Source organism: Shewanella sp. ENK2 (assembly GCF_043568515.1).
GTDB lineage: Bacteria > Pseudomonadota > Gammaproteobacteria > Enterobacterales > Shewanellaceae > Shewanella > Shewanella japonica.
In genome coordinates, this window is the sequence record NZ_CP171406.1 from 675,740 (window position 1) to 699,516 (window position 23,777).

The 23,777-nt window shown below is 40.2% G+C and carries 22 protein-coding genes; 9 read left to right on the forward strand and 13 right to left on the reverse strand.

The annotated features are described in order from the left end of the window. Positions 1-152: 152 nt before the first annotated feature. On the forward strand, positions 153-587 hold the full coding sequence (locus ACGEDC_RS03105; RefSeq protein ID WP_119968470.1) for an acyl-CoA thioesterase: 435 nt from the start codon (positions 153-155) through the stop codon (positions 585-587). Positions 588-601: 14 nt separating this feature from the next. Here the strand turns inward: ACGEDC_RS03105 and ACGEDC_RS03110 are convergent, their stop codons facing one another. From ACGEDC_RS03110 to ACGEDC_RS03120, 3 genes are all read right to left on the reverse strand, one after another. Next, positions 602-1,408: a putative bifunctional diguanylate cyclase/phosphodiesterase gene (locus ACGEDC_RS03110; RefSeq protein WP_394496369.1), complete on the reverse strand. Its 807-nt coding sequence runs from the start codon at positions 1,406-1,408 to the stop codon at positions 602-604. Continuing rightward, on the reverse strand, positions 1,405-2,121 hold the full coding sequence (locus ACGEDC_RS03115) for a GGDEF domain-containing protein (protein WP_394496371.1): 717 nt from the start codon (positions 2,119-2,121) through the stop codon (positions 1,405-1,407). The genes ACGEDC_RS03110 and ACGEDC_RS03115 overlap by 4 nt, the downstream gene beginning before the upstream one ends. A gap of 81 nt (positions 2,122-2,202) precedes the next feature. Further along, on the reverse strand, positions 2,203-3,045 hold the full coding sequence (locus tag ACGEDC_RS03120) for an HDOD domain-containing protein (RefSeq protein ID WP_055023744.1): 843 nt from the start codon (positions 3,043-3,045) through the stop codon (positions 2,203-2,205). Between the two features lie 230 nt (positions 3,046-3,275). On the opposite strand from ACGEDC_RS03120, the gene yegQ reads away from it, so the two are divergent. Further along, positions 3,276-4,673: a tRNA 5-hydroxyuridine modification protein YegQ gene (yegQ, locus tag ACGEDC_RS03125; RefSeq protein ID WP_065108639.1), complete on the forward strand. Its 1,398-nt coding sequence runs from the start codon at positions 3,276-3,278 to the stop codon at positions 4,671-4,673. Between the two features lie 6 nt (positions 4,674-4,679). Next, a complete protein-coding gene (locus ACGEDC_RS03130) occupies positions 4,680-4,931 on the forward strand; it encodes a YfhL family 4Fe-4S dicluster ferredoxin (RefSeq protein ID WP_065108640.1) in 252 nt (83 codons plus the stop codon). Between the two features lie 135 nt (positions 4,932-5,066). Here the strand turns inward: ACGEDC_RS03130 and ubiT are convergent, their stop codons facing one another. Then, complete coding sequence (gene ubiT, locus ACGEDC_RS03135; RefSeq protein ID WP_394496374.1) at positions 5,067-5,588, reverse strand: ubiquinone anaerobic biosynthesis accessory factor UbiT; 522 nt, start codon at positions 5,586-5,588, stop codon at positions 5,067-5,069. A gap of 136 nt (positions 5,589-5,724) precedes the next feature. On the opposite strand from ubiT, the gene ubiU reads away from it, so the two are divergent. Then, positions 5,725-6,726, forward strand: coding sequence for a ubiquinone anaerobic biosynthesis protein UbiU (gene ubiU / locus ACGEDC_RS03140; protein WP_065108642.1), 1,002 nt, complete (start codon positions 5,725-5,727; stop codon positions 6,724-6,726). A gap of 10 nt (positions 6,727-6,736) precedes the next feature. After that, the gene (locus ACGEDC_RS03145; RefSeq protein WP_394496377.1) at positions 6,737-7,627 is read left to right on the forward strand and encodes a U32 family peptidase; all 891 of its coding nucleotides are present in this window, start codon (positions 6,737-6,739) and stop codon (positions 7,625-7,627) included. A gap of 6 nt (positions 7,628-7,633) precedes the next feature. Here ACGEDC_RS03145 and ACGEDC_RS03150 read toward each other — a convergent pair whose 3' ends face one another. Beyond that, a complete protein-coding gene (locus ACGEDC_RS03150) occupies positions 7,634-8,344 on the reverse strand; it encodes a hypothetical protein (protein ID WP_394496379.1) in 711 nt (236 codons plus the stop codon). 500 nt (positions 8,345-8,844) lie between these two features. Between ACGEDC_RS03150 and ACGEDC_RS03155 the strand changes: the two genes are divergently transcribed. Then, a complete protein-coding gene (locus ACGEDC_RS03155) occupies positions 8,845-10,122 on the forward strand; it encodes a YjiH family protein (protein ID WP_372037658.1) in 1,278 nt (425 codons plus the stop codon). A 258-nt stretch (positions 10,123-10,380) separates the two neighbouring features. Further along, positions 10,381-10,743, forward strand: a complete 363-nt coding sequence (locus tag ACGEDC_RS03160) for a PilZ domain-containing protein (RefSeq protein WP_055023732.1) — start codon at positions 10,381-10,383, stop codon at positions 10,741-10,743. Between the two features lie 89 nt (positions 10,744-10,832). On the opposite strand, the gene ACGEDC_RS03165 is transcribed toward ACGEDC_RS03160, so the two are convergent. Both ACGEDC_RS03165 and radA read right to left on the reverse strand, forming a co-directional pair. After that, a complete protein-coding gene (locus ACGEDC_RS03165; protein WP_394496382.1) occupies positions 10,833-11,684 on the reverse strand; it encodes a hypothetical protein in 852 nt (283 codons plus the stop codon). Positions 11,685-11,850: 166 nt separating this feature from the next. Beyond that, positions 11,851-13,224 carry a DNA repair protein RadA gene (gene radA, locus ACGEDC_RS03170; RefSeq protein ID WP_394496384.1) on the reverse strand — a complete coding sequence of 458 codons (1,374 nt, stop codon included), beginning with the start codon at positions 13,222-13,224 and terminating at the stop codon, positions 11,851-11,853. Between the two features lie 207 nt (positions 13,225-13,431). Here radA and ACGEDC_RS03175 point away from each other — a divergent pair, with 207 nt between their 5' ends. Then, a complete protein-coding gene (locus ACGEDC_RS03175; RefSeq protein ID WP_394496386.1) occupies positions 13,432-15,831 on the forward strand; it encodes a PilZ domain-containing protein in 2,400 nt (799 codons plus the stop codon). 63 nt (positions 15,832-15,894) lie between these two features. On the opposite strand, the gene ACGEDC_RS03180 is transcribed toward ACGEDC_RS03175, so the two are convergent. Then, positions 15,895-16,788 (reverse strand): alpha/beta fold hydrolase, encoded by an 894-nt coding sequence (locus tag ACGEDC_RS03180; protein WP_394496388.1) that lies wholly within the window; start codon positions 16,786-16,788, stop codon positions 15,895-15,897. A gap of 226 nt (positions 16,789-17,014) precedes the next feature. Then, complete coding sequence (serB, locus tag ACGEDC_RS03185) at positions 17,015-18,001, reverse strand: phosphoserine phosphatase SerB (protein ID WP_394496390.1); 987 nt, start codon at positions 17,999-18,001, stop codon at positions 17,015-17,017. Positions 18,002-18,088: 87 nt separating this feature from the next. Here serB and ACGEDC_RS03190 point away from each other — a divergent pair, with 87 nt between their 5' ends. After that, positions 18,089-19,012 (forward strand): AhpA/YtjB family protein, encoded by a 924-nt coding sequence (locus ACGEDC_RS03190; RefSeq protein WP_394496392.1) that lies wholly within the window; start codon positions 18,089-18,091, stop codon positions 19,010-19,012. A gap of 85 nt (positions 19,013-19,097) precedes the next feature. On the opposite strand, the gene deoD is transcribed toward ACGEDC_RS03190, so the two are convergent. The 4 genes from deoD to deoC all read right to left on the reverse strand — a co-directional run bounded on the left by deoD (position 19,098) and on the right by deoC (position 23,409). Beyond that, complete coding sequence (gene deoD / locus ACGEDC_RS03195; protein WP_055023726.1) at positions 19,098-19,808, reverse strand: purine-nucleoside phosphorylase; 711 nt, start codon at positions 19,806-19,808, stop codon at positions 19,098-19,100. A 125-nt stretch (positions 19,809-19,933) separates the two neighbouring features. Continuing rightward, entirely contained in the window at positions 19,934-21,148 is a 1,215-nt protein-coding gene (locus ACGEDC_RS03200) for a phosphopentomutase (protein WP_065108651.1), read from the reverse strand. Between the two features lie 11 nt (positions 21,149-21,159). Continuing rightward, a complete protein-coding gene (gene deoA / locus ACGEDC_RS03205) occupies positions 21,160-22,491 on the reverse strand; it encodes a thymidine phosphorylase (RefSeq protein ID WP_394496395.1) in 1,332 nt (443 codons plus the stop codon). Between the two features lie 144 nt (positions 22,492-22,635). Beyond that, positions 22,636-23,409 carry a deoxyribose-phosphate aldolase gene (gene deoC / locus ACGEDC_RS03210; RefSeq protein ID WP_055023723.1) on the reverse strand — a complete coding sequence of 258 codons (774 nt, stop codon included), beginning with the start codon at positions 23,407-23,409 and terminating at the stop codon, positions 22,636-22,638. Positions 23,410-23,777: the final 368 nt, after the last annotated feature.

Genomic DNA, 23,777 nt, shown 5'->3' on the forward strand with positions numbered 1-23,777 from the left:
TTGAACTGAGTAACCTCTGTCGAGATATTAAAGGGGGTGAGTCAAAATCTGGTCTGAGCAGTCAATGAATCGCCATAGCAAACCGAAAAACACTGTTGTAACGTCTAAGAATAAGTAACAATGCCCTCATAAAATGACTTAGTAGCATCAAGATGACTCAGAAAACGATTGAATATAGCCCAACTTTTCACTTTCCTGTACAAATTTACTATGAAGATACAGACTTTTCAGGCGTGGTATATCACCCCAACTTTTTAAAGTATTTTGAACGAGCTAGAGAGCATGTGATTGGCGCTGACGTGCTGAACTTATTGTGGCAGCAGCAACAGCTAGGCTTCGCGGTGTATCGTACAGATATGCTGTGTCACGATGGGGTTGAATTTGCTGATATCGTTGATGTTAGAACGCGTTATTACTTTGAAAGTAAGTACCGTACTGTTTGGCAACAAGAGATTTGGCGTCCTAATGCTAAAAAGCCTGCTGTGACAGCCACAATTGAGATGGTCTGCATGAATCAGCAACGTCAGATGGCCCCTATGCCACTCAACTTGATTAGCCAGTTACAACAACAATTTAATCAGTCTTAAGCGCGTTAATCACTTTAATGTTTAACGTTATCTGAGCTTGGTAGGAATAAGAAAGGTTGTTCAATGAGCTGCGTGTATCGTAGCTCAAAATCTGTTGCGACAAGAGGCTTACTAAAATACTCCCCCTGAATGGTATCAGTTCCGAACTCAATTAAGGTATCAAATACATCTTTGGTTTCAACCCCTTCGACCGTAACATCAAAACCAAGACTCTTAGCCAGTTCGATGCTAGTTTTCACAATCTTATTAGCTTGTAAGTCGCAGTTAAAGTCGTCCAAAAAGGCTTTATCAATTTTAACTTCATCAATGGGGAGGTGACGTAAGTAAGCTAAAGATGAATGCCCTGTACCGAAATCATCAATAGCAATTTTAACTCCTAACTCGCGAATTTCTTTTAGTGTTTCTATGGTCCGTGCTAAATCTAACATCAATACACTTTCAGTGATTTCAATCATTAAGTTCTCAGCAGGCACTTTGTACTGCATAAGCAAATTACTGATATCAATTGGCAAATGCTGATTTTCAAGATCTTTAGTGGATAAGTTAACTGCCACTTTGATATTGATGCCTTGCTGTAACCACTTAACCTGTTGCTGTAACACTTGTTCAAGAGCCCACTTACTGATTAAGTCAATCATGCCAGTATGTTCAGCTAAAGGAATAAACTCTGTAGGCGGTATAATGCCTAAGCCATCATGCTCCCATCGAATTAACGCTTCAACTTGTGAACACTTACCCGAGCTGATATCCAACTTAGGTTGATACACCATATGGAGTTGGTTTTGCTTCAGACTTTTAGGCAAGCTATTAATGATTGTCAATTCACGATATTGAGCTTTGTCATCATCTTGATTATAAAATGCGATATCGTTTCGGCTGAGCTTGGCTTTTTTAGTGCTAAATCTAATCGACGTAGCATTAAACTCACATCCGCATGATGGTCATGCAGCTCAAGTACCCCTAATTGTACTTTAATGCTGATTGGAGTTTGCTCGATGTCGAATGGCTTTTGTAGATGCTGCTTGATGTTAGATAGCTCGTTAACTGAAATAGCTTTAGGGTAGAAAAGTAAAAACTCATTACCGTTCATTCTTGAAACAAATTGTGGCGGATTGTTTAGCCCCTTAATTCGTAATGCAAAAGCTTTTAATAACTGGTCACCAAAAATAAATCCAAAGAGATCATTTACAAAGCGAAACTGCTGAATGTCCACCAGCACGAGCATCCCCTCAGTCGCAGGCATCTTGGCAAACATTTTACGCTTGAATCCAACTCGATTAGATAACCCTGTCAGCTTGTCTCGCTCAAGCGTTATAGGGTTGTTTTGCTGGAATAAATTGAGGTTTCTAACCAGAGGTTTGAATGCTCTTGGAGTATGTTTAAAGTTAAGTGGGGACTGGGTTGCATTATTCGACTCTAAGGTTTGAGTCAGCTCTGCGATGAATTTGCCTTGTTGGAAGTAACCGCCTAATACAATACCCAATAACAAAATAAGGGCGATAAACAATACAATTATAATTTCAATACTTAACACAACTTATCGCTCCTTATTCAATTGGGGTTAATTCCATTACCAAGCTCTTTCATGTCTGCTTGGCGGCTATATTTTCAGCTGTTATTGGTAACTTTGCTTAATAGAATGATACACATCTAAAAACTCGTCACTCTCTAGATCTTCCGGTGTTACAGGTAAGCCGCGAGTTGCAAAAATATCTAGACGTTGTTCCAATTCAGGCCCAGCTCTTAACTCGCCAGTATAATAAGCTGCTGAGCGAATAAAGTCTAAATAGGTCACCGATTCAGGCATATAATGAAGATCAGCCCAGCGTTCAACCACTTCCATCACTTCAGGCGCAAAGTCCCAAGTCTTTAAAATAGCACGACCAATTGGCCCTTGCATTTTACGGACTAAACCACGTAACTGTTCAATACTTGTAAAGGCATCAGGCTTTGTTTCTGCCTCAGATAACACAGGTAGAGCGCCAATATTATGGACTAAGCCTGCCAATGTTAATGTTTCAGGGTCTAATTTCTTACTCGGGTGACGTTTATTGTAAATAGCCAACATAGCACCGGCTGATGCGGTGACCTCAATAGAGGTTTGCCACACTTCATCCATCACTTCCCAAACCATCTCATTGGTTGAAATAAATAATTGCTCTAATGCGACAGAGGTAACAATCGCTTTTATTTGTATTAGTCCAATACGATTGACAGCAGCACTGATATTTTCAGCTTTGTTACCTCGGCTATATAAAGCACTGTTTGCCACCTTAATAATACGCGCAGAAATTGCGGCATCTTGACCAATAATGTCGCCAACTTGTTTAAGACTTGAGTCTGGTTGCGCAACAACTTCCTGCACCCGCATGGCTACTTCAGGCAGTGTCGGAAGCACTAAAGCATCGTCTTTTAGCTTCTTTAATAGCCCTACCAATAATTGGTGTTCAGTTGTCATAGATCCCGCCTGTAATTTTATTGTTGTTGCTTTGTTTCGATTATATCAGCTATGTCATTTAATAGAATAAAGAAAAAGCACTAATCTTTATAAAGCATGTCAATTAATTAGCAAACATTAAATTAGACAAGCAGCACAATCACAGATGAATTATTTGCATTCAGCGACCATACTTAAGTAAAATGCCGCCCCCGCGCTGTGTGCGAATTTCCATCAAATTGAGAGTGATTATGTTTAGACCAGAGCTATTGTCTCCAGCAGGAACGTTAAAGAATATGCGCTATGCCTTTGCATACGGTGCAGATGCTGTTTATGCAGGCCAACCTCGCTATAGCTTACGGGTTAGAAATAATGACTTCAAAATGGAAAATCTGGCGATGGGCATCAAAGAAGCCCATGCGCTAAATAAAAAGTTGTATGTCGTCAGTAACATTGCACCGCACAATGCAAAATTAAAAACTTACATACGTGATATGGCACCTGTCATTGATATGAAGCCTGATGCTGTGATCATGTCAGATCCTGGTCTTATTATGATGGTGCGTGAGGCGTTCCCAGATCAAACGGTTCATTTATCAGTGCAAGCTAATGCAATTAACTGGGCCTCTGTTAAGTTTTGGCAACAACAGGGGATTAAACGAGTCATCTTATCTCGTGAATTATCATTAGATGAAATTGAAGAGATTCGTCAACAGTGTCCAGATATTGAATTAGAAGTGTTTGTCCACGGCGCGTTATGTATGGCTTACTCTGGACGTTGTTTATTATCAGGCTATATCAATAAACGCGACCCAAACCAAGGCACATGCACTAATGCTTGTCGCTGGAAATATGATGTACATGAAGCTAAGCAAACTGACACTGGTGATATCATCGCCGTTAACCCACAAGGTATCGTCGATGCAAACGGTGTGCAAATTGAGACACCGACATTAGGTGCTGGTCAACCTTCAGATGAAGTTGTCCTATTACAGGAGCCTGGGCGTCCAGGTGAATATATGCCCGCTTATGAAGATGAGCACGGCACTTACATCATGAATTCTAAAGATCTACGTGCGATTCAACACGTCGAACGTTTAACAAAAATGGGCGTAGACTCTCTTAAAATTGAAGGCCGTACTAAATCATTTTATTATGTCGCACGTACAGCTCAATTGTACCGTCAAGCTATTGAAGATGCAGTTGCAGGTAAAGACTTTGATCGTACATTAATGCACAACCTTGAAGGGTTAGCACATCGTGGTTACACCGAAGGTTTCTTACGTCGCCATGTTCATGATGAATATCAAAACTACGATTACGGTTATTCAATCAGTGACACTCAACAGTTTGTTGGTGAGTTCACTGGCGTTCGCAATGATAGCGGCGCTGCAGAAGTCGATGTTAAAAATAAGTTCTCTGTCGGTGATAGTGTTGAAGTCATGACGCCACAAGGAAACTTTACCCTGACGATTTCAGAGCTAGTCAATCGTAAAGGTGAATCAGTTGAAGCTGGGTTAGGTTCGGGGCACTTTGTATTTTTAGCCGTTCCTGAAAGCGTTGAGCTAGATAAAGCAATCTTGATGCGTAACTTACCGCAAGGCCAAGATACTCGTAATCCTCATCAAGCTGCAGAAAAAGCTGAGTAACCTGTTATGGCATTATTAATCGATGATAGCTGCATTAACTGCGACATGTGTGAGCCTGAGTGCCCTAATGAAGCGATTACCATGGGCGAAGAGATTTATGAAATAGACCCAGCCCTGTGTACAGAATGTGTTGGCCACTATGATAAGCCGACTTGTGTCTCTGTATGTCCTATCGATTGTATTGATCCCGATCCTGAACATGCTGAAACACCTGAAGAGCTAAAATATAAATACCAAGTCATCACAGGAAAGGTATAACCCACAAGCACAAGCTTAATCCCTCGGTGAAAACTTAGATACACAAAAAAGGCGCCTAAGGCGCCTTTTTATTAATAGAATTTTAATGCTCTACTGAGATAGTGCTTAACAATGGCAATAAGTTGCCTACAGACATTAAGCTGACACTTGGGACTGCTCAGATGAGTAGCCTTGAAGAGTTTGTAGTGTTAACGCCAGCTTCTCTATGGTTAATCTAGCGGGTTTAGGCAGAGATTCTAGCTCAATACCGAGTAGTAAATTTTTCACTTCTAAACCTAACTCAGTATCCCCTTCAATTTTTAACTTACGTTGAAAGAATAAGGTATCGGGATCTTCTTTTCCTGCCGCAACTAACAGTAACTCTGGAACATTAGCAGTAAAAGTCACATCTGCTTGTGTTAATGGTCTAAGCAACAATTCGTCATTGAAACTGATTTCAAAGTGCAAGCCAATATCCATCACAGAAATTGCAACCCATTTAGACTGCAAAAAGTCTAACTCACCAAATTTTATCTGTTCAGACAATGTCAAAGACAATATTTTAGCCAACACATTCATTTTGGCTTTTTCTGGTACTACCGCCAAAGATTGCGTTGCCACTTTAGGGGCTAACCCTAGTACATTTTTAGCCACACTATTGGTGAAACGAAAAGACATCCCTACTCCTACACTGCTTACTCTAATAATTAAGCTAGTTTACTCACATTTTATCAATTGAAACCTGTTTCAAATCAAATCATGTGACGTCATTCAACTTTACACTCCCTTTCTACGACAGTTTGAGAGAGAGAATATGGAACTCTTGTGCCCAGCAGGAAATTTAGCCTCATTAAAAGCCGCTTTTAGAGCAGGTGCTGATGCGGTTTACCTCGGATTAAAAGATGATACAAATGCACGTTCATTTGCAGGGTTAAACTTTACACCCGAGCAAATGAAACAAGCTACGAAGCTTGCCCATAGTCAAGGCAGAAAAGTATTTTTAACCTTGAATACTTACCCAAAACCAGGTGAAGAGTCACGCTGGTATCAGGCCATTGATCTGGCAGCCCAACTTCAAATGGATGCTTTAATCACTGCTGATATTTCGCTGCTCGACTATGCAAGCCGTCGATACCCTCATTTACCGCTTCATTTATCCGTTCAAGCTAGTGCAACGAACCTTGCTGCACTAGAGTTCTACCAACAGGCATTTAATATCGAACGAGCGGTATTACCGCGGGTATTGTCGATGAAGCAAGTCAAAGATCTTGCTAAAAATAGCTCTGTTGACTTGGAAGTGTTCGCCTTTGGCAGCCTTTGCATTATGGCAGAGGGACGATGCCACCTATCATCTTATGTTACAGGTCAGTCACCCAATACCGGTGGTTCTTGCTCGCCAGCAAAACACGTTAGATGGCAAGAAGACGGTAATCAATGTTTAACACGTTTAAATGAAGTACTCATTGACACTTCTAATATCGACCAACAGTTAGGTTACCCCGTTGTTTGTAAAGGGCGCTACATTGCTGAAAATGAATCCCAAGCCGACTACTTACTCGAGTCACCAACAAGCTTAAATACCCTCAGTTTATTGCCTCAACTTGCTAACGCAGGTATTTGTTCTCTTAAAATTGAAGGCAGGCAACGCAGTCCAGCGTATGTTGAACAAGTCACCCGTGTTTGGCGTGAAGCAATAGACAGTTACTTGGCCAACCCAAATGCATTTACTGAACTAGCAAGATGGAATGAAACATTAGCAAAGGTATCAGAAGGACAGGTCACCACATTAGGCGCCTACGAGCGTCAATGGCAGTAGGTAAGAATTCATGAAAATTTCACTCGCACCAATTAATTATTGTTGGGAAAAAACCGCAGTAGATGACTTTTACCAGCAAGCCGCTCAAAGTCGCATAGATACCATTTACCTTGGTGAAACCGTCTGCAGTCGCAGAAGATTACTCAAATTCAATGATTACATTGAACTGGCAACCATGCTTAACGCTCACGGAAAAAATGTCATTTTATCTACCATGGCATTAATTGAAGCTCAGTCGGAGCTGACCGAGTTAAAAAAGTATGTCGATAATGGTGAGTTCAGCATCGAAGCAAATGACATGGCTGCGATTCAAATCGCACAACAAGCAAACCTGCCATTTATCTGTGGCCCATCAATCAACAACTACAACCGAGCCAGCTTAGATATACTGCATAAAATGGGAATGAGTCGTTTTGTTATGCCATTTGAACTGTCTAAGGCTTGGTTAGATACAGTATTAAATCATCCTAATAAGCCTGGGTTTGAAGTTGAAGTGACAGGATATGGGTATATTCCATTGGCGCATTCTGCTCGTTGTTTTACCGCTAAACATTTCGGGTTAAGTAAAGATAACTGCGAGACAATATGCCGCCAGCATCCGAAAGGCATTTTGGCGCAAACTCAAGAGCAGCAAAGTCTATTACGTCTAAACGGAATTCAAACTCAATCTGCAGCTCATTTGGACTTAACCTCTGAAATAGCCGATATGATAGCAATGGGCGTTAATTTCTTTAGGGTCTCACCCAATGATATTCACGATATTAAGCGATCCGATGAATTAGTGAGCTTAATTAGCCACCTTAAAAACCACAGCGATGAAGCAGACAATAAGACCACATCTTCGAATGTTAATGCCTGTAATGGCTATTGGTTTGGTCAAGCAGGGTTACAACAAGTGTAGTGTAGTTTACTTGCTTAATTGCCCCTGTTGCAGGGGCAAGAAGTACCAGCGACATATACTCAATATCCATAACCACATAGTGACAATGCTGCACCAGAATAAAATGGATAGCCACCAAATATCAGGTTTCGGCGATTGGGAAACTATCGCCTGAAATAATTCACCATCTGAAATCGGGTTTAAGCCTAAGCTCTCCCGCCAACATTCATGAGCTAAAATACTGCCATGAATGAGCACAATAACAAAGCTCAACACCAGTGGTAAGAACAAGCGAATTCTTCGCTCAATAGCACACTCTATAAAGCAAAAAATCGCAGCTAATAAACCAAAGTAAATGTAGATAGACACAGCTTTGATGTGTAAATGAAACACATTAAGCGGAAATAAGCCCGTTGCAGCTAAAGCAATAAACGTCACGATGAGTGAAAACCAAAAGAGTCCGCTGGAAATACGTCGACTTAACTGTAAGCCAAATAAACAACTCATTGTCAGGCTTAAACTACCAAAAAATAGCCCTCCGTTGATCCATAACGCACTAGAAGAACGATTGTAGGTGCCGAGTTCACTGATAGAAAATTGCAGTAAACTGTATTGATCGCCAAATTGAATATATTCCATCAATACCGATAAACTAATACCAAGAAAAAGGCCAAGCAACCCTAGCAAACCAAACAGGTAAGCTAATCTGGCGATTTTTTCTCGTTTACTTAATATCACAGCAGTCAAATTTCCTTATATGGTTTACTTTATCATACTGAATCTACATTGATAAAACCGCTATGCACATCTAATGTTTAGTAACTCATTTATATGACGACAACAGTACCCTGCTATGCACAATCGAACAAAGCACCTTAATAATTGTAATAACAAAGACCAAAATACACAACAACAACCACCTAACATTATGATTACAAATAAATTATTACGTGCATTTATTGCCAAACCCTATAGAATATAGATAAGCAAAATAACTCAATAACTATTCGCCAAAGTGAATAGTTTTACATAGACTAGATAAGCAGGTACCCTTGCCTCGCTTTATTACTTCTGAATGGACATTCAGCATTTTTCCCACTGGACGGTTAGACACAATCAGCCAAGCTTATTTGGCCAATTGCAAAGGCATATAAAAAGTGACTCAAGAAAAACAAAAATACAACATTAAGACAATATTGACCTTTGTCATACCGTCACTGCTAGGCTTGTTATTATTCATGACGCCTATCAGTTATAACGGCGCCATTACGATTCCAATTGCTATTGTTTCCAAAGCAGTGCAAAGCCATTTTGCCGACGTATTGCCTTTATTGGTAACTTGTATTGTCGTGTTTATGGCTATCATTTCGGTAATCAGTAAATTACTTAAGCCTAAGTTGGTGTTAGAAAAGCCTTTTCTTAATACCCTTCTCAATGTGTCACCTTTTTGGTTAGTTGTTCGTATTTTAGGTGCAATATTCATTGTATTAACTTATTTAGAGATTGGCTCCGAAGTTATCTATTCTGCAGATACTGGTGCATTAGTCCTTAATGACTTGCTACCTGTATTATTTTCTGTGTTCATTTTCGCTGGTATGTTGCTGCCGCTATTATTAAATTTTGGTTTGCTCGAGTTTTTCGGAACCATGCTGACTAAATTAATGCGTCCTATCTTTAACTTACCTGGCAGAAGTGCAATCGACTGTATGGCATCATGGCTAGGTGATGGTAGTGTCGGCATTTTAATGACCAACAAACAATATGAAACACGCCTTTATACTGAGCGTGAAGCCGCTGTCATCGGTACAACCTTTTCTGCTGTTTCGATTACCTTTAGCTTAGTCGTTATCTCTCAAGTCAAACTTGAACACCTTTTTGTTCCGTTTTATTTAACAGTATGTTTAGCTGGTTTTGTCGCAGCTGTAGTGGTTCCTAAGTTACCACCACTGTCATGGAAAAAAGATTTATACATAGATAACACGCCTCGTCATCCTGACGATGAAATGATCCCTAAAGGTCATGGGGTTATGTCGTGGGGATTTGAGCAAGCAATCAATAAAGCATCTCGTGCTGGCGGCGTTAAACATGTACTGTGTGAAGGCGTAAAAAATGTCGTGGATATGGTGTTCGGTATTATCCCAGTAGTAATGGCCATTGGTACTATTGCCCTTATACTTGCAGAAAACACACCTATTTTTGAATACTTAGGTATGCCGTTTATTCCACTGTTAGAACTACTGCAAATTCCGGAAGCTGATGTCGCATCAACCACAATCGTAGTCGGTTTTGCTGATATGTTCTTGCCATCTATTTTAGCAAGCTCTATTGAATCTGATTTAACGCGTTTTGTGATTGCGGCTTTGTCAGTCACACAATTAATCTACATGAGTGAAGTCGGTGCGTTATTAATTGGTAGTAAAATCCCAGTTAACTTCTTTGAGTTATTTGTAGTATTCATTCTACGTACACTCGTTACACTGCCTGTCATTGCACTTTGTGCTCATTTACTCATTTAGTCATTTAGTCATTTAGTCATTTAGTCATTTAGTGTAAATCAGTAAACTCATTGAGTAATTTATTTTACTCAACATTAAAAAAGGAGCTGAATGCTCCTTTTTTAATGCGTTATTTTTAATCAGGTTGGTTCCTAAAACAACTGACTTATATTGGCAATCAAATACAGATAGCGTATTCTTAAGTGGTTATTTGAATGGTGAAATTAACCCTTCCTTCCCTATTCAATTTAAATCGAGTGACAATCTAGGTAACATTTTATGGATGAAAGAAGACAATACACTCGCACATTGTTTGCCGCGACAGCCACCCTCAGCTTTAACGATAAAACCTATCGTACCAATATATTAGATCTCAGTATTAATGGCGCATTAGTATCAGAGCCAGAAGCCTTATCCCTCACGTTAGGACAAAAAATTGGCTTAAGCTTTTTACTGCCTGAATCTGATATCGTCCTGAATATGGATACTGTACTCGTGCATCATAAAAGCCAACAACTTGGGCTAGAGTGTCAGCACATTGACCTTGATAGCATTAGCCATTTAAAAAGAATCATAGAGTTGAACATTGGTGATGCTGAGTTATTGCACAGAGAATTAGCACAGTTGCTGCATCTAGATTAAGCATCCCTATGTGTAGGCGAACACTCAATGCATCAAGTTATCAAGATATCAACTTATCGATGCTAAATCTGGCTGTGACTCAAAGTCAGTTATAGCCACCAGCTTGAATCGATAGGTTTTTCGCTAAGGTAATCTTGGTTTTCTAAATGAATAATTGTTCGCTGGGGTAGTTTCGCCTTTAAAATAGCGTCACTATAATATTTTAAAAATAACTCCTGAAACGATAAGTCTTCAATGGCTCGTTGTAAGCCCTTCTCAATCCGCTCCGCCAACTCTGGATTCTGTTTATTCACAAACACATACATAGGCAAATGATAAACAAGTGCTAAGTTAGGTTCGATAATGAGATCGGGCAAATCAGGGCCTAGCCTTTTCTTTTCAGCCCAAATCTCGCTCACCCCTCTTGGGAAGTAATCGAAACGCTTCGCTTGTAACATACGATACAAACTTTTCGCGGTGCCAACTTCCTGCGTTGGCAACTCGTTATGGCGTAAAACGTCTAAATCAGCCCAATGTGAGCCAAAGCCAGCAACAAATGAATGGCTTAGCTGATTTGCACTGTTAACTTGCTTAAATTTATCTTGATTATCTTGATGAATATACAGTAACCGATACCCTAATAAGCCTTGCAACAATGGGACTTTTATGGGAATAAACATCTTTTCACGTTGCTTACTTGAAGCAAGAAAAGCGACATTGACTTCGCCTTGCTCCAACATTTTTAAACCGCGACCAGGGGTAACTTGCTCGGTAAACTGTACTCTAGCTTCAGGGTATTCAGCAGCCGTTTTATCCAATGCCATTTTTAATAATTCGATATGGTACTGAAAGTGAAACTCATTCTGATATAAGCGCAAAACTTGAGGAGTGAACTCTTTAGCGAACAAACTTGTTGAGAAGACACACCACAATAATAAACTGACTTTAAATCGAATAAACACTGCTATATTCCATTTTAAATGTGATGAGATTGGGTGAATGAGGCTTAACGTTACAAATAATGAAAGATTATACCTTTGTTAATTTTAAACTTTCTAGTTTTTTTCGATTAAACCGCTCAACGCTATTGTCAACTCATGCTGACAATAGCGTAAGCGATAAAACCAACTAATTAATTAACTCAAGTAATTCATGAATGGTTTTAATCGGATGAATTTTAGCGCCTAAACCTTCCATCGATTTATGATAATTACGATGCGGAATAAACACCTCTGTAAAGCCATGTTGTACCGCCTCTTTAACACGCGGTACACCGCTGTCGATTGGCCTAACATCACCATTTAAACTGAGTTCGCCCATAATGCAGGTGGTTCTTGGTACCACAAAATCATTCAAGCTACTTAAGAGTGCTGTCACCAGCGCTAAATCAATACAGGTTTCTGACTCATCAATTTTTAACCCACCGACTAAATTAAAATAAGTATCGTGATAAATTTTGGTTTTGGTGTGTTTACGTAATACGCCAGTGAGCATTTTAATCCGGTTCATATTTAAACCGACACAGACTCGCTGTGGAAATTCGCCTTCTGTTTCAGTTGTTAGGCATTGAATTTCAAGTAAAAGGTTGCGATTCCCCTTTCGAATACAGGTAATGGCAGCCCCGGGGGAATTGGTTGTTGATCCAGATAAGAAGATTTCACTCGGATTATCAACACTTATCATGCCACGTTCGGTCATTTTGAAAATACCCACGGTATCAACATCACCGAATCGGTTTTTATTCGCACGTAGGGTTCTGATTTGACCATCATTACATTCAATATGAGTCAAACAATCTACAATGTGAATCAGTGTTTGCGGCCCAGCTGTTTCATTATTTTTATTGACGTGAGCCACTAAAAACATGGTCACATTATTCTGCTTACAATACTGTGTTAGGGCTTGGGCACTGCTTTTAACCTGTGAAGGCGAACCAGGACTGCCATTCGCCGCTTCTGACACAACAGCTTGTATCGAATCAATCACAGCAAATTTAACTTTTTTTGCTTCAAGTTCTGCAATAATCGCTTCGACACTAGTTTCAGCCATTAAATACAAGTTATCTTCGTTATAATTAAGCTTCAACCGATTAACTCGGTTCTTAAATTGGGATAACGACTCTTCAGCAGTACAATAGAGTGATGGCATGCTTTGAGACATTCTTGCAATCAGATCAGACAATAATGTGGTCTTACCCGCGCCTGGATCGCCTGAAATAATATTGACTGAGCCGGTCGTGAGCCCCCCACATAACACTCGATCTAATTCACCAATACCCGTTAATTTTTTCTCGGCTTCAAACTCTTCAACTTCACCGAGCTTTTTTGAACCTCCACCAACAGAGCCTGCGTAACCCGCCACTGAGTTTGCTGAAGATTTAGCTGCAGCAATACGCACTTCAGAAATCGTATTCCACTCCTGACATGCACTACATTGCCCTTGCCATCGTGGAAAATCTTGCCCACATTCATTACATACAAACGCTGTTTTATTTTTTGCCATGCTTCAATGTCATTTCGTTTAGAGTTAAACCAATTTGATAATGAATGAATTATCAATTCATTTATAATATATTTTAATGATTATCTTGCTTGCTTTAACAGGCACATAATTTAAATTTATATAAAGTAAGCTTACTTTAGGCCGATAAGATTAACAGTCAGGCTTATATTTATCACCTATATCTCGTATCTAAACTGAAAAGAGCTAATGAGCATAGAAGACCATAGTCAGCTAATAGAACAACTCAAGCCGCTATTAATGGAGCCCGACTTCAAAGAGGTCTTTGAAAAACTCACCATCGATGAGTCTAACTCTACTCGCTTTTTAGTTAAAATGGAGCTCAACCGCCTTTCAGCCAGTTGCACCCGAATTATTGATTTACGAGATAAATCTGAACTTCAATGTGAAGTAGTGACCGTTGCTAAACAGCGTCATTTTCTTGATGAGCCCGCTAAACTTTCCCTTGTTCAAGCACTTGGACTATACCGTAATAAATATACTGTTGGCGTATACGAGCATGTCCTGAGCCAACATAAACTTCGCAAAGAAAGTCTTCGCAAAACAGAACAAGAACCCACTGAAGAGTTATCTGAACTCGTCGTCCCTGGTGTTGTATTAGGGAGCTACTTCAGTCGCAGCGAAGAGAGAATGAATTATTCCATTCGTATTTCTGCATCACAAGATGGCGGCGGCGAAGTCTTAGGTGCCAGTTTAGATTTATCCGTGGGTGGCGCTAGAGTTCGTTTACCCGCCAAACATCGCTTTGACCAAGATAAACCACTCAGAGTAAAACTACTTGAGCTTAATGAAGAGTTCTTTTTTGAAGATTTACAAAATGGTGTAGATTACCAAATTGTTGATATACAAAATAAAGATGACAGCGCCATCATGCGCCTTAAGCGTCTTGGAGATAGCAAAGAATTAGACAAACTACTCAGTCAGCTCATTCGCGGTTACAAGTTTCGCTACAAAGTTGATGTCAATGATGTCATCGTCAATGCCACCGGTTTAGGGTTTGAGCGTCACTATTTACCTATGCTGTCACACATGCCACTGTATCTATCTGTTGAAAATGGGAAGCCATTTATTAGTCATCAGTTACTTAGTCGTGGCAACCAGCCTATATTGCAGTATTTTATTGACGAAAACGAAGTTAACCAATTACCTAACTTCCTCACCAATAATCGATTGGTTAACTTAATCAAGTCGCCTGATAAAGCAGATCACAGTCTATTCTTTTGTTTTACCCATAGTAATAAAGGCATTACTCAGTATTTTTCAGCCACCTTACATGAACTAAAAAAGCATCAGGCTATGCAGCTGTTTTTCGGTTTTGGGGCCTCTAAATCCAGCTGGCGAATTTTTAAAGTATGCCAACAAAAGGTAGATCATAAGCTTAATTATAAAACCTCGACATTGCCTGGTGATGAGCAGCAATACTCTGCGTTAACAGAGCAACAACTGGCTCGTTTTGCCTATACATTACAGCTTATAGACTTAACAAATGAAGATATTAGACCAAACTATCGAGCTTGGTTTAATGAAGGCGATAACGTCAATCAACTTAAAATCTTTAATCAAAAGAAACTGACTAAAAATACGATAAAAAGATTATCAATGCCTTTCAGCGAGCGTAGACGAGAAGCACGCTTTGCCTTTAAAACCATTATAGAAATTGAGCATAATGGTAAGAAGTCTCAAGGTATTTCCCATGATATCTCATCACGTGGTATCCAGTTTACCTTAGAAGATGATACTCAGTTTAGCAGTGCTACGGATGTCATATTGAGTTTTCCTAAGTTGCAGGAAATCGCAGGAAAAATGCAATTAAGCCAACTGCCATATCGACTTATTCGTGCTCGCACTCAAGGTAATAAGAAACAGCAAACTTTACATTTATCTGCATTAATCGGTCATGAACCGCACCAAGGAGTAGAGTTTCTCAATAAACTAATCAACCATAACCGAGATAAATTTGAGCAGCTTTCAGAAGATGAGGGCGAGCTAAAAGAACTGGCTGATGGGATGAAAAATTTATTGCTTCGACAATTAGTCAGTGTGCCTTACTTTGTTGAAAAAACGAAAAAGTCAGCTCAATTAGCCTGCATTGGAATTGGCACCAAAACCGACGATATTAGTCATTTATTTGCAGCGGGCTCAACTACACCACTCAGCTTCAACCTCACGCCATTGTTTAATGAAACCGAGTTTAAACAGCTCATTATTGATCCTGTCAGATCAATGAAGCCCATAGACGGCATGCAGTACTTTGAGGTTTTTCTGCAGATATCAAGGCAAGGTCGAGGAGCAATTAACATTCAATCACAGTTAGTCAGTGATTTTAGCCATCGCAGTGCACAAATAAAATTTATTAGTCATGCACAAGCTGTAGGCAAGTTTATGGCATTAAGGATTTATTTGGGCGCAACAGAAAAACCCGATATGAGCTATATTCGCCGTGAAATGGAATACATTACTATCCATGCCAGCCATAGAGCTAAAGCCTTAGAGGAACGTTTGTGGCGAATTATTGGTAGTGGTGAACTGTTAGATATTACAGCAGAAGTCGAAGTCAGGTTTCCTGAGCTGCATTTACTAGAAGATTAGCCGTCAAAACCCGCCTATCACAAGCATAATAACGTTATTATTTTATAGGTATTTTTTATGTTTTTAAAATCGATTATACCAATCACTCACTAATGGAAAGTGATCCAAAACAGCCACTTTATCAGTCAGCATTCCTCCATGAGTATAGTCACGCTTAAAACCTTTTCGTTTTGACAAGAGTGTATAATCAGCGTTTTCTAAACCACACTCAAGCATCATGTCTTTTACGTCTCTAGGGTTTCCTAGTACGTAATCTTTTTGAGCAGCGATAAACCAGCTTTTCGGCCAGCTGATACCTTTAACCGCTTCGGAATAATCGAAGTGATCTTCAGCGTCAATCCAATCACCACCTACCCAGTCAATAGTCTGTAATAATGATTTCCTGCTTTCATTATCCATCCCTATGCGGTATTTATCTGCCGCTAAGTAACCTTGATATTGCGTCATTAATGGAGCAAGTCTGTTCCAAAATACATCCACCATCATCGTTTTTCTTAATGATTTAACCTTAATGGTTCGCTTGGTACCAAAAGTCACAAATGAGGCAACCTCAGGGCGTAATGACTCAAACCGTATATAACAGCTCGCCATTAATACGCCTCCCCATGAATGAGCGCACCAATGCACTTTATCCGCGCCAGTTTGGGATAGGATAAATTGGTGAGCTAAAGGGATTTGCTCCAAAATCACCTCTGTTTGTCCCAGAGAATATGCAGCATTAATTCTAGGCTCACTCAAGCCTCTTCCTGCAGTATCAAGCACATAAACATCATAGCCCTGCTCTGCCAAATAACAGGCAAGACCTCGCCCTGATGGACTATAAAAAACCCGTCCGTTCGACATCGCGCCGTGAAGCATCAGTATAGGTTCTCGTGAAGCAATTGGCATAGGGGGCTTGATATGTCGAAGGTGTAACTTGCCATCACGATATGGCAGAAAGTGAGATTCTTGCTTCATTGGTATTGGTAAGTTTTATCAGCAGAAAGGAATATACCTAGGTTAAACAGCATAAATGTTAACTTCAAGTTAATTAGAGTAAAAAATCTAATCAATAAAATAAGCGACGGTTCAGTGCTTTCTATAAGCCAACAAAAACCGCATTACTGCTTAACAGTAATGCGGTTTTAAAATTAACTACCTCACCTGGTTAACCTCCAGCTAAGCAGGCTATCCTAGTGGCGAGTTAACCTTGAAGGTGGAATACTAAACAGCGCAAATCTAATCGCTGTATACTCGCATTTGATGCTGCTAATAATTTAGGTTTAGCATGGAACGCAATACCATAATCTGCCGCCTTAACCATTGGAATATCATTGGCTCCATCACCAATAGCCACTCGTTGACCTGCAGCTATTTGCCATTTAGCAGCGCTTTTATCTATCACATCGGCTTTATATTGCGCATCGACAACCTCACCAGTCACCTCACCTATTAGCTTTCCATCTTCGATGACTAACTGATTAGCATAGGCAGCATCTAACCCCAGTAAGTCTTTTAAATGGCCAACAAACGGCGTAAATCCACCTGATGCTAGCACTAGCTTCCAGTCATTAGGCTTTAATTCAGCCACAATAGATTCAAGTCCAGGCATTAGTGGTAAATCCTGACAAAGCTGATTAATAATACTGTCACTCGCCCCTGCAAGCTTGCTTACTCGAAGACGAAGACTTTCTTCAAAATCAAGTTCACCTTGCATTGCTCTTTCTGTTACTTCAGAAACAGCTTCACCAACTCCAGCCATCGCGGCCAATTCATCAATACACTCAATTTGAATCGCAGTCGAGTCCATATCCATCACCAATAAGCCCGGTTTAAATATACTCGGCAATGCTTGTGTGACTTCAAATAGCTCGGCATTACTGTCAATAGGAAAGCATTCAATTAATTGCGCTAACCGAGAGGATGAAGCGATCTCAAACCCTTTCAGCTCATTATGGCGCATTAACACAGCCACCGAACAATCCTGATTAAGATGATTCAACCACGAAGACACAGCATCAAAATCTACCTCATCAAAAATAACCCGAAACCGATGTGGCTGTTTAACTTGGATATTATTGAGAAATTCGTCTTCAAAGTAGCGAGTTAAGCTAAAATCACCATGAGAAAAAGAGCCATCTTCCCCTGAAAATAACCAGGTTAGAGCATTAGAGTTTTTCTGACTTTCCATCGACTGCATTTCCTCAATGATTGCGACTATCTACAATTAAATATTTCGATTAGTATTAATTAAATAGAAAAAACACCAAGGATTAAAGTGATTTTTGTTAAAGGTCTTAAGAAAAGTCAAAAAATCAGCAGATTAATTCAAATCGTGATTGCGATAATCTTGTTAATTGGGCTAACTCATTTATGGAAATCTAGCCTCAACAACGGGCAACAATTGCTCAATTCGCAAACGCAGATTATGGCAAGACTATTAGCCCAACAAGCGGCAAATGGTGCGGCGCCAGCGATGTTTTTACAAAATGATGAACAGCTACAGTGGCTTGCAAACGCCCTCATCGATGACCCTAAAGTCATGTCCGTCCACATTTATGATGCTCAAGGCGTTAGGCTTGCTTTCGCTCAATCGGTCAGCGAAGAAGCACTTGATGCCGATGATGAAGAACTTAAAGAGTTACTCTCGCCTTATCCGCCAATGATTGAAAATGTACTCCAAGGGGACAACAACCTAGGCTACATTGAAGTACGGGTAAACTTGCGAATATTCTTCGACGAAATCAAAACATTGTATCAAGAAAATATGAAGCTACAACAAACCATGTTAATTGTGGCTGGAATTATAGGCTTGCTTCTCTCTCGCGCCCTGTCATTTAAACGAGCTGACTTTGACCGACGTAAAACCCGAGCTAAACAAGGAAGAAAGAACAGTCATTTATTACAGCTTAATCAAAGTGACTCTGTCGATGGTATAGATGATGACATGGATGATGTTATGGGTAGCAGAGAAGATCTGAAAGACCACATCCCCTCAGGTGAGCATGCAGAGCTCAGTGATACTGAATTGGCTGATATTGAATATCAAGAGCTAACTGATTTGAATCAAGGTAACCAAACGACTACTGATACGAAAAACAAAGGTGCCAAAGCGAAAGCCTCTAAATCACCGAAAGCGTCTAACTCATCTAGCGCCGCTAAATCAAGAGAAGACCAGAAAGATAAAGCCGAGCCAAAGTAAGCTATTTGGCCTTATCTTAGCTCTTTTAAACAACAAAAAAGGGATAACATCACTGTTATCCCTTTTTATCAAACTTTAAAATAAATTAAAGTGTGATAGCAGCATCTAATGTCATCACAATCATATCGTTGAACGTAGTTTGACGCTCATCTGATGATGTTTTTTCACCGGTTCTGATGTGGTCAGAAACAGTCACAACACATAAAGCTTTAGCGCCTAATTCGTGTGCAACACCGTAAAGACCGGCAGCTTCCATTTCGACACCTAATACACCCATTTTTTCCATTGTATCGAACATTGAAGGATCTGGAGTGTAGAATAAATCTGCAGAGAAAACGTTACCAACACGGATTTTAGTACCGTGTGTTTTAGCTGACTCAATAACAGCATTCATTAAGCCGTAGTCCGCGATAGCAGCGAAGTCTTGCCCTTTAAAACGAAGACGGTTAGCTTGTGAATCAGTACATGCACCCATACCAATAATCACGTCACGAACTTTAACGTCTGTGCTGATTGCACCACAAGTACCAACACGAATAAGGTTTTTAACACCGTATTCTTTGATTAGCTCGTGAGCATAAATTGAACATGAAGGAATACCCATACCTGAACCCATAACAGAGATACGAGTCCCTTTATAAGTACCAGTAAAACCGAACATGTTACGAACGTCAGTCACTTGCTCAACATTTTCTAAGAACGTTTCAGCAATGTATTTTGCACGTAATGGATCGCCTGGAAATAAAACTGTTTCGCCAAAAGCACCTTCAACAGCATTAATATGTGGTGTAGCCATGAAAAACCCCTATATTTTTATATTAAATCTTTAATATGAGTAATTAAGTCATCCCCTTAATTACTCAGTGCGATTCTACTATATTTATTAACAAAATAGCGTTAGAAGATAATAATCTTTTATTGTTAAATGAAAGATTTACCATATTCCATCGGCTCAAGTTCAAAGTAACTAGCAATTGACTGACCAATATCAGCAAAACTGTTACGACGACCGAGTGAGCCTGCAGCTAAACCTGCCCCCATTGCCAATACAGGCACACGTTCACGAGTATGATCTGTTCCCTGCCAGCTTGGGTCACAACCATGATCGGCTGTGAACACGATTAAATCTTCTGGATTTAACAGTGCTAATAATTCAGGTAAACGTTGGTCAAAATACTCTAACGCTTTGGCATAACCCGCGATATCACGGCGATGACCATAGTGAGAATCAAAATCAACGAAGTTGGTAAACACTATGGTGTTATCACCCGCCTGTTTAACTTGCTCAAGTGTCGCATCAAATAGCGCCTCAAGGCCTGTCGCTTTCACTTTTTGAGTAATACCGCAATGAGCGTAAATGTCTGCAATCTTACCAACGCTAACCACTTCACCACCTGCAGCAGCTAATTTATCTAGCACGGTTTTTGAAGGTGGCTCAACAGCGTAGTCGCGACGATTACCTGTACGTGCAAAATCATCAGGACCAGTACCAACAAATGGACGGGCGATCACTCGGCCAATATTATAAGGCTCAAGCTCTTCACGAGTAATTTCACATAAACGGTATAGGTTCTCTAAACCGAACGTTTCTTCATGACAGGCAATTTGAAATACCGAGTCAGCTGAAGTATAGAAAATAGGCTTACCAGAGCGCATATGCTCTTCACCAAGCTGTTCAAGAATAGTAGTACCTGATGCATGACAATTACCTAAAAACTCAGTTAAACCGGCACGAGCCAGGATTTTATCAGTCAATTCTTGTGGGAATGAGTTTTCTAAATCTGAAAAATAACCCCACTCATAAAGAACCGGTACACCTGCCATTTCCCAATGACCGCTCGGTGTATCTTTACCTGAACTAAGTTCGTCTGCATGGCCATAAGCGCCGATGAGCTCAACGTTATCACCGAAGCCATCAGCAAATTTACCTGTACTTTCGAAACCTGCATGACCTAAGCCCAACTTTGCTAAGTTAGGTAATTTAAGTGGACCTTGACGGCCAATATCTGCTTTACCTTCTGCACATGCTTTTGCAATATGGCCAAAGGTGTCTGAACCGACATCGCCAAATTTATCAGCATCAGTTGCAGCACCAACACCAAATGAATCCAGCATCATAATAAATGTACGTTTCATATTTGAGCTCCTTATAAATCCGATGCGCGGATATAGCGATAAATTTCAGGCGTTTTTTCTGGCGCCGAATCTTTAATATGTATCGCTTGTTGCACCGCTGCAGAAGCTTCTTCAAATGCCGCTTCTGATTGAGCATGTATAATAGCAATAGGTTTATCTTGAGTAATCTCATCACCTAAAGCACAGACATCGGTTAATCCGACACTGTAATCTAATTTATCACCAGGCTTTCTGCGTCCGCCACCTAAAGTAACAACAGCTAAGCCGAGCTCTCGAGTATCCATGCTGTGCGCAAAGCCTTGTTGGCTGGCATAAACAGGACGGATAATCGATGCATGAGGTAAATATTTATCGAATGACTCAATGAAGTCAGCCGGACCACCAAGGCCTGACACCATACGGCCAAAAATCTCAGCGGCTTTCCCATTATCAAGTACAGCATTAAGCTTAGTACGAGCTTCAGCATCATTTTGGGCAATGCCACCTAACACTAGCATTTCCGCACATAAGCCCATAGTCACTTCATATAGACGCGGGTTACGATATTTACCAGTGAGGAAATTAATCGCTTCACGAACTTCGACAGCATTACCTGCACATGAGGCTAGTACTTGGTTCATGTCAGTGAGTAATGCAGTGGTTTTAGTCCCCGCGCCATTAGCAACAGCAGTAATACTTCGAGCTAACTCTTCAGATGCTTCGTAAGTTGGCATAAACGCACCACTACCGACTTTGACATCCATCGCTAGTGCATCAAGGCCCGCTGCGAGTTTCTTTGAAAGAATAGAAGCTGTAATCAAAGAAATAGACTCGACTGTCGCTGTATTGTCTCGAATAGAATAAAAACGCTTATCAGCTGGGACTAAATCACCAGTTTGGCCAATGATGGCGACACCAGCCTCTTTAACTACTTTACGGAAGAGTTCACTTGAAGGTTCGGTTTGATAACCAGGAATTGCGTCAAACTTATCGAGAGTACCACCAGTATGGCCTAAACCACGACCGGAAATCATTGGCACATAACCGCCGCAAGCCGCAGCCATAGGGCCAAGCATCAGACTGATAACATCACCGACTCCGCCAGTACTGTGCTTATCAATAATCGGTCCGTTTAGCGATAACGAATCCCAATTAAGTACTGTGCCAGAGTCACGCATGCCTGTGGTCAGTGCAATACGTTCATCCATGTCCATATCTTGAAAATAAACTGCCATGCCGAATGCAGCAATTTGTCCTTCAGAAACAGTATTTTGGGTGATACCGTCTACAAAGAATTGAATTTCGGCAGAACTAAGTGCTTCACCATTACGTTTTTTACGAATAATTTCTTGAGCGAGAAACATAACATTTCCTCCAATGAAACCCTTTTATTCATACTTAAAATCAAGAGTTTCACCTTAACAAGATGGCACCAAATAAATAATGCAATGTTACTTGGTGCTATCAATTAAAACCGTTAAGACGTCTAACTAAGCAAATCGACCTGCTTAGTATCCTTGTTTACCTTGAGGAGCATCAGCAAGGTCTAGAGTATGAAGTAAGCTAGTTAATAAGCTCGATGCACCAAAACGGAAGCTAGCTGGAGAAATCCACTCTGCACCTAAAATACGCTCTGCCACGCCTAAGAACTCAGCTGTTTGTGCAGCATCGCGCACACCACCGGCAGGCTTAAAGCCAACATTACGGTTTTTCTCACTGATAACTGTCAGCATGATTTCTGCGGCTTCCAATGTCGCATTAACAGGAACTTTACCCGTTGACGTCTTAATAAAGTCAGCACCTGCATCAATCGATAACTCAGAAGCTTTACGGATTAACGCAGGATCTTTAAGCTCGCCTGATTCGATAATCACTTTTAAGATCGCTTCATCACCACACGCTTCTTTACATGCTTTAACGAGCTCAAAACCTAAAGACTCGTTACCAGCCATTAATGAACGGTATGGGAAAACCACATCAACTTCGTCTGCGCCATAAGCAACAGCAGCACGAGTTTCTAATACTGCAATAGCAATATCATCATTACCGTGCGGGAAGTTAGTTACGGTAGCGATTTTGATATCTTCGCAATCTAACTCATTCAATGTTTTACGAGCAATTGGAATAAAACGCGGATAAATACAAATGGCAGCAGTATGGCCAGCAGCAGTATTCGCTTTGTGGCATAAATCAATGACTTTTTGATCAGTATCATCGTCATTTAATGTGGTTAAATCCATTAATGAGATACCAAGTTGTGCTGCTTTTTTTAAATCACTCATGTTTGCTCTCCGAAACAAAAACCTAATAAAAATCTTGTTTTGGCAATGCATAAAGCTGGCAGTTGATTGATGTAGAGGCCGGGCCTTCGAGCATTGCCAGTAAATTAATTGATAAGATACTGAACTAAGTATTCAATCTGATAACGAGTACCACGACTTGAATCCTTGAAGACCGGAAGAGGTGAAACAAAGAATAATTGTTTCATCCATTCCGCGAAAATTCCCTTTTAGCGCGCAAATCAATCCAAACATTTGATACCGAACCACTAGTATATTAGTTCACTATTTTAAATTGTTTGGACTTTAATATTTATCTAAATACATTCTAACAAATTTTTGTATGTACTTAAGTAAATACTAACATATTT